We start from the raw sequence: 11,153 nt of genomic DNA, 5'->3' as shown, positions 1-11,153 counted from the left end.
CCGGGGCGCCGGGTGATAATCGGCCGTGTGACCGAGGAATCCGCCCCCGCCCCCCAGCCCGCCGGCGACCGCACGCCCGCAGGCGCCCCCGAACCGGAGCCGATCCGCTGGTTCGGCACCAGCTGGGTCGACCACGACGGCGGCTACCGGATCCGCCGGATCCTGGTGCCGGTCGGCGCGCTGCTCGCCGCCGCGGCCGCCGCCTTCGTCCTGCGCCTCGCGGTCGACGGCATCCGGATGTCCGACAACGGCGGCTTCCTCAACGGCCTGCTGGTCGCCGCCGTGGCGATCTGCTCGCTGCTCTCCGCGCTGCGCACCTGGAAGGTGCTCACCGAGGGCAAGGACCGGCTGACCGGCTGGATGGCCGAGGAGAAGTCGCTCGGCGTGGTCTGGATCATCGGCGGGGTCGGGGCCCTGCTCGCCTACGCCGCCCGCGGTCTGGTCGAGGCGCCCGGCGAGGCCGTCCACCGGGCCGACTACGAGCGGGCGCTGACCCGCCACGAGCGGCGCCGGTCCGGGCGCGGCGGCCGGCCCGGCCCGAAGGGGCCGGTCCGGGCCAGGCGCAGGCGCTGACCGCCGGCGGGGCCGTTCAGCTGCGGGTGATCGTCCCGCATTCGCCGTCGTCCTCCGTCAGGTCCTTGCTGCGGTCGTACGGGTCGCTCGACGTCCCGCTCGGTGCGGGCTCGGGTCCGGTGGCGGCGGCGAACTGGTCGAACTGCGGGTGCAGGTAGCCGTCGTAGACGTCGCACGCGCTGTTGCCGATCTCGGTCCTGCTGCTGAGAGTCAGCTTCTTCGGGTCCACCCGGTACCGCGCCGGGTCGTGGAAGCGGAAGGTGTCCACCTTGCGGACCACGGTGCGGGTCGTCCGGGTGTCCCCGGCGACGTCCGCGGCCGGTACCGTCCAGCCCACCGGCCTGGGCGCGCCGCCGCCCGTCGCGGGCGGGGCCGTCGGGCGCGGGGTGGCCGGCTTCGGCGGGGGCGAGGCGGCCCGCCGGGCGGCCTCCGGACCGGGGCGCAGCGCGTAGACGTAGGTGAAGTCGGCGCGCACCAGCACCCCCTTCGCGCCGTCGCCCTCGACCGTGATCAGGCCCTGGAGCTTCACGGTGTCGCCGACCGGTACGGCCTCGGCCGGGTCGAAGCGGCTGAACCAGTGCGTCGGGTCCGTGTCCACGGAGGGCCTGGTCAGCGCGGCGTCGGCCGCGTCGCGCTCCTCCCGGTCCAGGAGGGCCAGTGCCGCCTCCGGGCGGGCGCCGGCGATCACCTTCGGGTCCAGGTTGGCCGCCGCCAGGTAGTCCTTGACCAGCTTGACCTGGGCGGCGACCTGCGCGGCGTCGAACACCCCGATGGCCGGCGGGGTCTCCTTGGGCTCGAACACCGTGATGTCGGTCGGCCAGCCCTCGGCGGGGGAGCCGGCCCACGGGTGGTCGACGGTCGGGCGCTGCTCGGCGACGGGGGAGGGCGCGCCGGTCGGCCGGGCCGTCTCCGGTGCGACGGTCGGGACGGCGGTGGGCACGGACGAGGCGGCGGTCCCGTCGGAGCCGAAGCGGGTCGAGTACCAGGACCGCAGGCCGTCGACGTTCAGCGCGGCGAGCGCCAGGGCGACGGCGAGCACCACGAACATCGGCGCCCGCCACTCCGGCCGACGGCGCGGTCGGGGACGGCCCCAGGCGTCGGCCGGCCGCGGACCGCGGCCGAACCGCTTCCGGGCCCGGGGGCCGTCGTTCACGGAGCGGCGGCCGCCGGGGTCGACCGGCGGGGTGTGTTTCCACTGGGCGGCGAGCATCCGGGTGCGGCCCGCCTGCTCCTTCACGGAGGCACCCTTGACGAACTCCTCGTCGAGGACGAGGTCGGCGAACGGGTCCTTCCCGTCCGCCCCGGACGGGGTGGTCCCGTCCTGGTCCCGGCCCTCGTGCGGGCGCGGTTCTGGATCTTCGGCGATCGGCATCGCGCCAGTATGTCGACGGGGTGTGACGTTCGTCCGATCGGGGGCACCCCGGCCGGTGAACCGGAGTGCGCCGTCCGGGGACCGGACCGGCCCCGTCGCCCGTCCGGACCGGCCCCGTCGTCCGTTCGGGCCGCCCCCGCGCCGCCGCCCCGCGTCCTCCGGCCCCGCGTCCGCCGCCCCCGCTCAGCCCTTGCCGCGGGCCCGCTTCACCGAGCCGACCACGCCCGCGACGGCCAGCAGCAGGCCGGCCGGCAGCAGCGAGAGGAAGAAGGCCTCGAACACGCCCGCGTCGCCGAGGAACAGCTGCGCCAGCGTGTTCAGCAGGAGCAGCCCGCCGGCCGCCGGCAGCGCCGACTGCCACGGGTGCTCGGCCGCCCACCGGGCCAGCCGCCGGTCGGTGGTGTCGCGGCGCAGCTGGCCGCCGACCGCACCGACCAGGAAGAAGAAGAACAGGCCCCAGCCGGCCGGATCGGCCAGCATGCTCAGCGACCAGTCCCCGGAGATCGCGTCGATCCCCAGGGCCGTCGCCCCCACCACCGCACCGACTCCCGCGGCGGTCCGCCACGGGCCCACTGTCGCCGCGGCGACGGCGACCTGCCGGTTCTCACGTCGGGACATCTCTCCGTGTGCCATACCTCCACGGTGCGCCCGGGCCCAGCGCCGGGCCATAGGGGAGAACCCGGAGTTTCGCCCTAGGGGGCGCCCCGGGCCCGGCGCCCGCGGACCCCGGACCCGTGCCTTCCGCAGGGTGGACGGTCCCGCCGCCGGCGCGTACGCGGTGCGAGGATGGCCGCGGTACCGGAAGCAAGGAGTGGCCATGGCCGGCAACACGGAGCACGGACAGAAGATCGCCTTCCTCGGCACGGGCAAGATCGGTGAGGCGCTGCTCTCCGGCCTGCTGCGGGCCGGGAAGGACCCGGCGGACGTCCTGGTGACCGCCCGCCGTCCGGAGCGGGCCGAGGAGCTGGCCGCCCGGTACGGGGTCGGCGTGGTGGGCAACACCGAGGCCGCCAAGCTCGCCGACACCCTGATCCTGGCGGTGAAGCCGCAGGACATGGGCACCCTGCTGGACGAGCTGGCGCCGCACGTCGGACCGGACCGGCTGGTGATCTCGGCGGCGGCCGGCATCCCCACCGAGTGGTTCGAGGCACGACTGGCGGCCGGTACCCCGGTGGTCCGCGTGATGCCCAACACCCCGGTCCTGGTGGACGAGGGGATGAGCGTCATCTCCGGCGGCTCGCACGCCACCGAGGCGCACCTGGTGCGGGCCGAGGAGATCTTCCGGTCGGTCGGCAAGGCGCTGCGGCTGCCCGAGGCCCAGCAGGACGCGGCGACCGCGCTCTCCGGTTCGGGTCCGGCGTACTTCTACTTCCTGGTCGAGGCGATGACCGACGCGGGCATCCTGCTCGGGCTGCCGCGCCAGGTGGCGCACGACCTGATCGTGCAGTCGGCGATCGGCGCCTCGATCATGCTGCGGGACTCCGGCGAACACCCGGTGAAGCTGCGCGAGGCGGTCACCTCGCCGGCCGGCACGACCATCGCGGCCATCCGCGAGCTGGAGAACCACGGGGTGCGGGCGGCCCTGCTGGGCGCCCTGGAGGCGGCCCGGGACCGCTCCCGGGAGCTGGCCTCCGGCGGCAGGTAGCCGCCGGGCGGGCCCGGTACGCTCGAACGCGTGGCCTACGAACTGGTGATCTTCGACAACGACGGCGTCCTGGTGGACAGTGAGCCGGTGTCCAACCGGCTGCTGGCCGAGTACCTGACCGAGCTCGGTTACCCGACCACGATCGAGGACTCCTACCGGGACTTCATGGGCACCGCCGCCCACCGGGTGCACGACGTGATCGCCGAGCGCCACGACGGCGCGCGGCTCCCGGACGGCTTCGACGAGCTGTTCCACGGCCGGGTGTTCGACGCCTTCGGCACCGAACTCGTGGCCGTGCGGGGCGCGGAGACGCTGCTGAAGGAGCTTCGGCAGCGCTCCGTGCCGTACTGCCTGGCCTCCTCCGCGCACCACTCCTGGATCCGCACCGCGCTGGACGTCACCGGCCTGCGCGGGGAGTTCCCCGAGGAGCGGATCTTCAGTGCCCAGGACGTCGGGGTCGGCAAGCCCGCGCCCGACCTGTTCCTGCACGCCGCCCGCACCCTCGGCGTCGACCCGGCCGCCTGCCTGGTCCTGGAGGACAGCCCCAACGGAGTGCTGGCCGCCCGCGCCGCCGGCATGGACGTGTACGGCTACACCGCGCTCACCGACCCGGCGAAGCTGCTCGCCGCCGGTGCCACCGGTCTGATCGCCGACCTGGCGGAGGTCCCCGGCCTGCTCTGATGCGGCCCGTGTCCCGGAATCGCTGCGCGACCCCTCCCGCGATCGCCCGTCACGGCCTACGCTCTCGCCACCACTGTCGTACCGGCCGGTAGCGAGGTTGATGTGCGTTCCGAGAGTGCCGCGGTCACGCCGCGGCTCCGGGCCGGCCGCGCCGCGCTGGCGGCGGGCTTCCTGCTCCAGGGCGTCACCTTCGCCCTGCTGGTCACCTGCATCCCGGAACTCCAGGACCGGTACGGGCTGAGCGACGCGCTGCTGCCGGTCTTCCTGGCCGCGGTGCCGGTGTTGGCCGGGGTGGGCTCGATCGCCTCCGAGCGGCTGGTCCGGCGGACCGGGGCGCGGGCCGTGCTGCGGGTCGTCCAGCCGGCCGTCTGCGTCACCCTGGCCGCCGCCGGGTTCGGCGACACGCTCTGGCAACTCGCCCTCGCGCTGGGCGCGTTCGGCCTGCTGGTCGGGGCGCTGGACGCGAGTATGAACATGCTCGGGGTCGGCCTCCAGCACCGCTACGGCCGGTCGGTCATGCTCGGCTTCCACGCGGCGTTCAGCCTCGGCGGGATCCTCGGCGCCGCCGTCGCCGGCCTGGGTGCGCACGCCGGCCTCGGCCTGCCGGTGCTGTTCGGCACGGCGGCCGGGGTGATCGCCCCGCTCGCGGTGCTGGCCGGCACCCGCCTCGCCGGGCCGGCCGAACTCGGCGACGCCGTCCGCGAGGCCGCCGAGGCCGCCGCCCGGGCCGTTCCGTGGCGCCCGCTGCTGCCGCTCTGCCTGGCGATGGCCTTCGCGTACATCGCCGACGCCTCGGTCTCCAACTACAGCGTCAAGTACCTGACCGACGGCCTGGGCAGCCCGGAGGACGTGGCCAAGCTCTCCTACCTCGGCTACATGGTCGCGATGCTGTTCGGCCGGGCGCTGGGCGACCGCGCGGTGCAGCGCTGGGGCGCCGTCCCGGTGGTCCGGTCCGGCGCGGTGCTGGCCGCGCTCGGGTTCGCGCTGGCCGCCGTCGCACCCGGCGCCCGGGTCGGGATCGCCGGGTTCACCGTGCTCGGTCTGGGGATCTGCGCGATCATCCCGCAGGTCTTCGCGGCCGGCGGGCGGCTCTTCCCGGCCGGCTCGGACGCCGCGGTGGCCCGTCTCAACCTCTTCAACTACGTGGGCTTCCTGGTCGGTTCGCCGCTGGTCGGGGCGCTGGCGGACGCGAGCTCGTACCGCTGGGCGCTGCTCGCGCCGATGCTGCTGGTGCTCGCCGTGCTGCCGCTCGCCGACCGCTTCGCCCCGGCCCCGGTGGCCCCCGACGCGGTCGCGGTCCGCGTCTAGGCCGTTCCGCGCGGCCGCGCCCGTCACCGGCCGCGTGGCGGGCCTAGCGCCGGTCCCCGCCCTCGCGGACCTCGTCGAGCGACTCGCGCAGCAGCCCCTTCGCGCGGGTGAACCAGTCGGCGAGCACCGCGACCTCGTCCGCGGTGTAGTCGGCGAAGAGGCGGTTGATCCGCTCGTAGAACGGTCCGTAGACCTCCAGGATGCGGGCCTGCGCGCTGCTGTCCAGCACCACCCGGACCCGGCGTCGGTCGCCCGGGTCCGCCTCGCGCCGGGCGTACCCGGCCCTCTCCAGCCGGTTGAGCACCCCGGTCACCGCGCCGGTGGTCAGCTGCGCGCGTTCGGCGAGGTCGCCGGCCGCCAGCGACTCGCCGGCCAGGGCGGCCTCCATGACGAAGCCCAGACAGGTGAGGTCGGTGACGTTGAGCCCGAGCCGCGAGGCGATGTCCTGCTGGCCGAACTGCGCGAGCGCGATCATCCGGTCCATCGCATAGAGCGCCTGCTCGGCCGTCGCCTGCGGGCGCGGCTTGCCCTCCACGGGGTATCTCCTTAGTATCTAAGTTACTTAGCTCGTGAGATAAAACGTCCGAGTGGATGCGGACCGCACCCATCACACCAAACGAGGAGACATGGGCGCACACGGAGATCACGACATGGGCCACACCGTGGCCGGCTGGACCGGGACCGCGATCGTCGTGCTCGGATCCGCCGTCGCGGGCGTCGCCCTCATCGCCGGGTCGGCCCCCGGGCTCTGGGCCGGCGCCGGTCTCACCGTGCTCGGGGCCCTCGCCGCCTGGCTGCTCCACCTCGCCGGCCGGGGCAAGGCCACCGGGCCGCGCCCGCCCGGCCGCCGGCACTGGCGCACCCCCGACCCCGACGCCCGCCGGGGCCACCCCGACTGCCTCGGGTGCCGGCTGGCCGGCCGCCGCCCGGACCGGGCCGCCGCACCCGCGACCGCTCCCGCCGCCGCGCCCGTTCCGGCGGCACCGCCCGTCGGGGCGCGCGCCGGCCTCCCTCGCGGCTGACGTCCGTACCACCGGCGTTCAAGGGCCCGTTGCCCGGCCGCACCGGCCTCACCCACTACGGTGGAGGCCATGCCCGAAGCCGAGCGCGTCACCCCCTGCGGCCTGCACCTCTTCTGGGACGAGGCGGTCACCGCGTACGACTTCGGCCCCGGCCACCCCATGGACCCGGCCCGGCTCTCGCTCACCATGCGGCTGGTGGAGTCCCTCGGCCTCGACGGCGGTCCGGGCGTCACCGTCCGGTCCGCGCCGCCCGCCGGTGAGTCGACCCTCCGGCTGGTGCACACCGCCGCCTACGTCGAGGCGGTCAAGCACGCCGCCGCCCACCCCGACGAGCAGGACCCCCGGCACGGGCTCGGCACCGACGACAACTGGTCCTTCCCGGCCGTCCACTCCGCCTCCGCGCTGATCGCCGGGCAGTCGGTCGCCGCCGCCGAGGCCGTCTGGCGCGGCGAGACCCCGCACGCCGTCAACTTCGCCGGCGGCCTGCACCACGCCATGCCCGGCAAGGCGTCCGGCTTCTGCATCTACAACGACCCGGCCCTCGCCATCGCCCGGCTGCTCGAACTCGGCGCCGAGCGGGTCGCCTACGTCGACGTCGACGTCCACCACGGCGACGGCGTCCAGGAGGCGTTCTGGGACGACCCCCGGGTGCTCACGGTCTCGCTGCACGAGCACCCCGCCACGCTCTTTCCGCAGACCGGCTGGGCCACCGAGACCGGCGGGCCCGGCGCCCCCGGCTCCGCGGCCAACCTCCCGCTGCCGGCCGGCACCGGTGACTCCGGCTGGCTGCGCGCCTTCCACGCCGTGGTGCCCGAACTGATCGCCGCCTTCCGGCCGCAGGTCCTCGTCACCCAGCACGGCGCCGACACCCACCTGGAGGACCCGCTCGCCCACCTCGCCGTCACCGTGGACGCGCAGCGGCTGATCGCCGAGGAACTGCACGCGCTGGCCCACGAGCACGCCGACGGCCGCTGGATCGCCCTCGGCGGGGGCGGCTACGCGGTCGTCGACGTCGTACCGCGGACGTGGACCCATCTGGTCGCGACCGCCGCGGGCCGGCCCGTCGACCCGGTCACCGAGACTCCGGAAACATGGCGGGCGGAGGTTTACCGGCGGACCCGGCGTCCGGCCCCGCTGCGGATGACCGACGGCGCGCGCCCGGCCTGGCGCGACTTCGAGGCGGGATACGATCCGGCCGACCGCCTCGACCAGGCGATCCTGGCCACCCGCAGGGCCGTCCTGCCGCACCACGGACTGCTGCCCTGACCTGCGGCGTCGGCCGCGGCGGCGGCCCGCGCCGCTGAACGGCCGCCCCCGGTTGTGAAGGGCCGGTGCCGGACCGGGGCCGTGCGCACGACCACTGGTGCAGACCGCCGATCGGCTACGTACTGCAACGGGCTTATCCCTCACCGTACGACGACTGCGCTTCTCCCTCTTCCCACTGGTACCACCCATAACTACTCTGGGGATACACGTGTGCCGGTGGAGTCACCGGAGGGGAAGCCGGTGCCTTGCACACGGGTAAGGGTCGGGTGATGGTCATGAGTTCCGGCGAACGCCCCTTGCAGGACGTCGTCTTCCTGACCGTGGCCGAAGTGGCCGCGGTCATGCGGGTCTCCAAGATGACGGTCTACCGGTTGGTGCACAGCGGCGAACTGCCGGCCATCCGGGTCGGCCGGTCGTTCCGGGTGCCTCAGCAGGCAGTGCACGAGTACCTCAAGGACTCCTACGTGCGGCTCGAAAGCGCGTAGGACAGTCCGGCGGAGCGGGGCCCACAGCCGGTGGGCCCCGCGCCCGTTCGCCTCGGATTCGCCCCGAGTTTGCCCGTCCCGGGGAGCACGATTACGGCCCTGGGCGAGTGGACGGTAGGCTAGGCCGTCCGTCAGTCGTATGGACTCCGTCTCTCACGGGCGCGAGTCTCAGTGAGCGAGGGTTGTTCCGTGGGCTCTGTCATCAAGAAGCGTCGCAAGCGTATGGCCAAGAAGAAGCACCGCAAGCTTCTGAAGCGGACGCGTGTTCAGCGTCGCAACAAGAAGTAACGCCTGAGCTTGTGAGCTTCCCCGCCTCGGCGGGGGTGACCCCACGACGAGGGTCCAGCGACGCAACGAAGTATCCCCCCGCTCCGGCGGGGTTCAGGCGTTCCCCCGCCCGTCCAGGCCCTCGTGGCCTGGGCGGGCGGTGTCGTTTCACGGCCCGCCACGGCGGCGCGGTACGGTGCACGCAGGCCGCCCGGGCCGAGGAACGGGCGGGCGTGGAAATGGGGTGCAGCGCTGTGGGAACGGTCGTGCTCGTCACCGGCGTGGCCCGGCACCTGGGCGCCCGTTTCGCCGCCGAGCTGCGCCGCAGGCCCGGGGTGGACCTGGTGGTCGGCGTGGACGTGCAGCCGCCCCGGCCCCCGCTGCGCGCGCTCGCGGAGCCGGACGGGCCCGCCGCGCCGTACCGCTTCCACCAGCTCGACCTGCGCCGCCCCGCCGTGGCCCGGGTGATCGCCGAGCACGGGGTCGACACCGTGGTCCATCTCGCGGTCAGCGCCACCGGGCTGGGCTCCACCAACCGCTCGTCGGTGAAGGAGTCCAACGTGATCGGCACCATGCAGCTGCTCGGTGCCTGCCAGAAGGCGCCGGGTGTCCGCCGGCTGGTGGTGAAGTCGACCACCGGCGTGTACGGCTCGGCGCCGCGCGACCCGGCGGTGTTCACCGAGCGCACCCAGCCCAGGAACCTGCCGGGCGGCGGCTTCGCCAAGGACGCGGTCGAGGTCGAGGGCTACGTCCGCGGTTTCGCCCGGCGCCGCCCGGACGTCGGGGTGACGGTGCTGCGGTTCGCCAACATCGTCGGCCCGGCCGCCGACACCCCGCTGACCGACTACTTCGGGCTCCCGGTGCTGCCGACCGTTCTCGGCTACGACCCGAGGCTCCAGTTCGTCCACGAGGACGACGTGATCGAGGTGCTCTGCCGGGCCGCGTTCGCCGCCGAGCCGGGCACCGTCAACACCGGTACCTTCAACGTGGCGGGGGAGGGCGTCCTGCTGCTCTCCCAGTGCGCCCGCCGGCTGGGCCGGCCGACCCTGCCGCTGCTGCTGCCCGCGATCAGCTGGTTCGCCGGACTGGCCCGGCAGACCAGGCTCGTGGACGTCTCGCCCGAGCAGCTCCGGCTGCTCACGCACGGCCGGGTGGTGGACACCACGCGGCTGCGGGAGACCTTCGGCTACCGTCCGGCGTTCACCACCCCGGAGGCGTTCACCGACTTCGCCGCGGCGCAGTCGCCCGGCCTGCTGCCGCCCGAGCGGCTGGCCGCCGTCACCGACGGCGTGGCCGCGCTGCTCGGCCCCGAGCGCCCGGGGCACGGCCGGGCCGCACCGGAGAGTCCCGCCCGCCCGCACCGACCCAGGAGCTGAACCCGCATGAGTGCCGCCGCCGAGAACGCGCCGGGCGAGGCGAAGGTCATCCCGATCGAGTCCGCCCCCAGCTGGACCGAGCCGCCGGTCGGCCCCGGCCTGGCCGACCGGGTCGCCGAGACGGTCGGCGGGGCACTGGCCGGGCAGCTGGGCCCGGCCGCCACCCGGCTGTTCGGCAAGGGCTGGGAGTCCCGGGCCGCCGACGGCCTGGCCTTCCTGCGCCGCCGGATCACCGGCGACTACGAGGTGGACGAGTTCGGCTTCGACCGGGAGCTGACCGAGGAGGTCCTGCTCGGGCTGCTGCGGCCGCTGGCCGAGAAGTACTTCCGGGTCGAGGTCCGCGGCGTCGAGAACATCCCGGCCGAGGGCGGCGCGCTGATCGTCGCCAACCACTCCGGCACGATCCCGCTGGACGCCCTGATGACCCAGGTGGCCATACACGACCACCACCCGCACCACCGGCACCTGCGGATGCTCGCCGCCGACCTGGTGTTCGTCCTGCCCGGCATCAACGAGCTGGCCCGGAAGGCCGGGCACACGCTGGCCTGCAACGAGGACGCCCAGGCACTGCTGGAACGGGGCGAGCTGGTCGGGGTCTGGCCGGAGGGCTTCAAGGGGGTCGGCAAGCCGTTCTCCGAGCGGTACAAGCTGCAGCGCTTCGGCCGCGGCGGCTTCGTGTCGTCCGCGCTGCGGGCGCGGGTGCCGATCGTCCCGTGCTCGATCGTCGGGGCCGAGGAGACCTACCCGATGATCGGCAACTTCCGGACCCTGGCCCGGCTGCTGGGCCTGCCGTACGTACCGATCACGCCGACCTTCCCGTGGCTGGGGCCGCTGGGGGCGGTCCCGCTGCCGACCAAGTGGATCATCCAGTTCGGCGAGCCGATCGCGACCGACCGGCACCCCGTCGAGGCGGCGGACGACCCGATGCTGGTCTTCGACCTGGCCGACGAGGTCCGGGAGACCATCCAGCACACCCTCTACCAGCTGCTGGTGCAGCGGCGTTCGGTGTTCTTCTGAGCGCCGCTGAGCGCAGCTGAGCTGAGCGCGGCCCCGCCGGGCGGAGGCGCCGTCCCTCCCGGCGGGGCGCCCCCGGGCCTCGGCCGGTGCGTCCGGCCGAGGCCCGGCGCCGCACGCGGGTGGGCCCCGGTGGACGACGCG

13 protein-coding genes are annotated in these 11,153 nt (G+C 74.7%); 10 read left to right on the top strand and 3 right to left on the bottom strand.

The window, feature by feature from the left end; translation table 11 throughout:
• The first annotated feature begins 27 nt into the window (after positions 1 to 27).
• Positions 28 to 573 carry a hypothetical protein gene (locus ACFWIC_RS00065; RefSeq protein ID WP_329951419.1) on the top strand — a complete coding sequence of 182 codons (546 nt, stop codon included), beginning with the start codon at positions 28 to 30 and terminating at the stop codon, positions 571 to 573.
• A gap of 16 nt (positions 574 to 589) precedes the next feature.
• On the opposite strand, the gene ACFWIC_RS00060 is transcribed toward ACFWIC_RS00065, so the two are convergent.
• Both ACFWIC_RS00060 and ACFWIC_RS00055 read right to left on the bottom strand, forming a co-directional pair.
• Positions 590 to 1,945 (bottom strand): hypothetical protein, encoded by a 1,356-nt coding sequence (locus ACFWIC_RS00060; RefSeq protein ID WP_380514473.1) that lies wholly within the window; start codon positions 1,943 to 1,945, stop codon positions 590 to 592.
• Between the two features lie 183 nt (positions 1,946 to 2,128).
• Positions 2,129 to 2,563 (bottom strand): hypothetical protein, encoded by a 435-nt coding sequence (locus ACFWIC_RS00055; RefSeq protein WP_355409052.1) that lies wholly within the window; start codon positions 2,561 to 2,563, stop codon positions 2,129 to 2,131.
• 199 nt (positions 2,564 to 2,762) lie between these two features.
• Between ACFWIC_RS00055 and proC the strand changes: the two genes are divergently transcribed.
• The 3 genes from proC to ACFWIC_RS00040 all read left to right on the top strand — a co-directional run bounded on the left by proC (position 2,763) and on the right by ACFWIC_RS00040 (position 5,579).
• Positions 2,763 to 3,590, top strand: coding sequence for a pyrroline-5-carboxylate reductase (proC, locus tag ACFWIC_RS00050; RefSeq protein ID WP_380514470.1), 828 nt, complete (start codon positions 2,763 to 2,765; stop codon positions 3,588 to 3,590).
• 30 nt (positions 3,591 to 3,620) lie between these two features.
• Complete coding sequence (locus tag ACFWIC_RS00045; RefSeq protein ID WP_329885544.1) at positions 3,621 to 4,271, top strand: HAD family phosphatase; 651 nt, start codon at positions 3,621 to 3,623, stop codon at positions 4,269 to 4,271.
• Between the two features lie 102 nt (positions 4,272 to 4,373).
• Positions 4,374 to 5,579 (top strand): MFS transporter, encoded by a 1,206-nt coding sequence (locus ACFWIC_RS00040; protein ID WP_380514467.1) that lies wholly within the window; start codon positions 4,374 to 4,376, stop codon positions 5,577 to 5,579.
• Between the two features lie 43 nt (positions 5,580 to 5,622).
• On the opposite strand, the gene ACFWIC_RS00035 is transcribed toward ACFWIC_RS00040, so the two are convergent.
• A complete protein-coding gene (locus ACFWIC_RS00035; RefSeq protein WP_329951424.1) occupies positions 5,623 to 6,114 on the bottom strand; it encodes a MarR family transcriptional regulator in 492 nt (163 codons plus the stop codon).
• Positions 6,115 to 6,205: 91 nt separating this feature from the next.
• On the opposite strand from ACFWIC_RS00035, the gene ACFWIC_RS00030 reads away from it, so the two are divergent.
• From ACFWIC_RS00030 to ACFWIC_RS00005, 6 genes are all read left to right on the top strand, one after another.
• Entirely contained in the window at positions 6,206 to 6,601 is a 396-nt protein-coding gene (locus tag ACFWIC_RS00030) for an HGxxPAAW family protein (protein WP_329951425.1), read from the top strand.
• A 69-nt stretch (positions 6,602 to 6,670) separates the two neighbouring features.
• Positions 6,671 to 7,867: an acetoin utilization protein AcuC gene (locus ACFWIC_RS00025; RefSeq protein WP_329951426.1), complete on the top strand. Its 1,197-nt coding sequence runs from the start codon at positions 6,671 to 6,673 to the stop codon at positions 7,865 to 7,867.
• A gap of 275 nt (positions 7,868 to 8,142) precedes the next feature.
• Positions 8,143 to 8,352 (top strand): helix-turn-helix domain-containing protein, encoded by a 210-nt coding sequence (locus ACFWIC_RS00020; protein ID WP_329885539.1) that lies wholly within the window; start codon positions 8,143 to 8,145, stop codon positions 8,350 to 8,352.
• A 189-nt stretch (positions 8,353 to 8,541) separates the two neighbouring features.
• Positions 8,542 to 8,640, top strand: coding sequence for a 30S ribosomal protein bS22 (locus ACFWIC_RS00015; protein ID WP_003948845.1), 99 nt, complete (start codon positions 8,542 to 8,544; stop codon positions 8,638 to 8,640).
• Positions 8,641 to 8,873: 233 nt separating this feature from the next.
• Positions 8,874 to 9,995, top strand: a complete 1,122-nt coding sequence (locus tag ACFWIC_RS00010) for an NAD-dependent epimerase/dehydratase family protein (RefSeq protein ID WP_329885538.1) — start codon at positions 8,874 to 8,876, stop codon at positions 9,993 to 9,995.
• 6 nt (positions 9,996 to 10,001) lie between these two features.
• On the top strand, positions 10,002 to 11,012 hold the full coding sequence (locus ACFWIC_RS00005; RefSeq protein ID WP_329951427.1) for a lysophospholipid acyltransferase family protein: 1,011 nt from the start codon (positions 10,002 to 10,004) through the stop codon (positions 11,010 to 11,012).
• The last annotated feature ends 141 nt before the right edge of the window (positions 11,013 to 11,153 follow it).

The organism is Kitasatospora sp. NPDC127035, assembly GCF_042726075.1.
Classification (GTDB): Bacteria; Actinomycetota; Actinomycetes; order Streptomycetales; family Streptomycetaceae; genus Kitasatospora.
Note: the sequence above shows the minus strand (reverse complement) of the source record. Positions and strands in the feature narration are given on the sequence as shown.

Coding starts and splice junctions, on each gene's coding strand:
- ACFWIC_RS00005 (WP_329951427.1), top strand. CDS start 10,002: ATGAGTGCCGCCGCCGAGAACGCGCCGGGCGAGGCGAAGGTCATCCCG.
- ACFWIC_RS00055 (WP_355409052.1), bottom strand. CDS start 2,563: ATGTCCCGACGTGAGAACCGGCAGGTCGCCGTCGCCGCGGCGACAGTG.
- ACFWIC_RS00020 (WP_329885539.1), top strand. CDS start 8,143: ATGAGTTCCGGCGAACGCCCCTTGCAGGACGTCGTCTTCCTGACCGTG.
- ACFWIC_RS00060 (WP_380514473.1), bottom strand. CDS start 1,945: ATGCCGATCGCCGAAGATCCAGAACCGCGCCCGCACGAGGGCCGGGAC.
- ACFWIC_RS00030 (WP_329951425.1), top strand. CDS start 6,206: ATGGGCGCACACGGAGATCACGACATGGGCCACACCGTGGCCGGCTGG.
- proC (WP_380514470.1), top strand. CDS start 2,763: ATGGCCGGCAACACGGAGCACGGACAGAAGATCGCCTTCCTCGGCACG.
- ACFWIC_RS00025 (WP_329951426.1), top strand. CDS start 6,671: ATGCCCGAAGCCGAGCGCGTCACCCCCTGCGGCCTGCACCTCTTCTGG.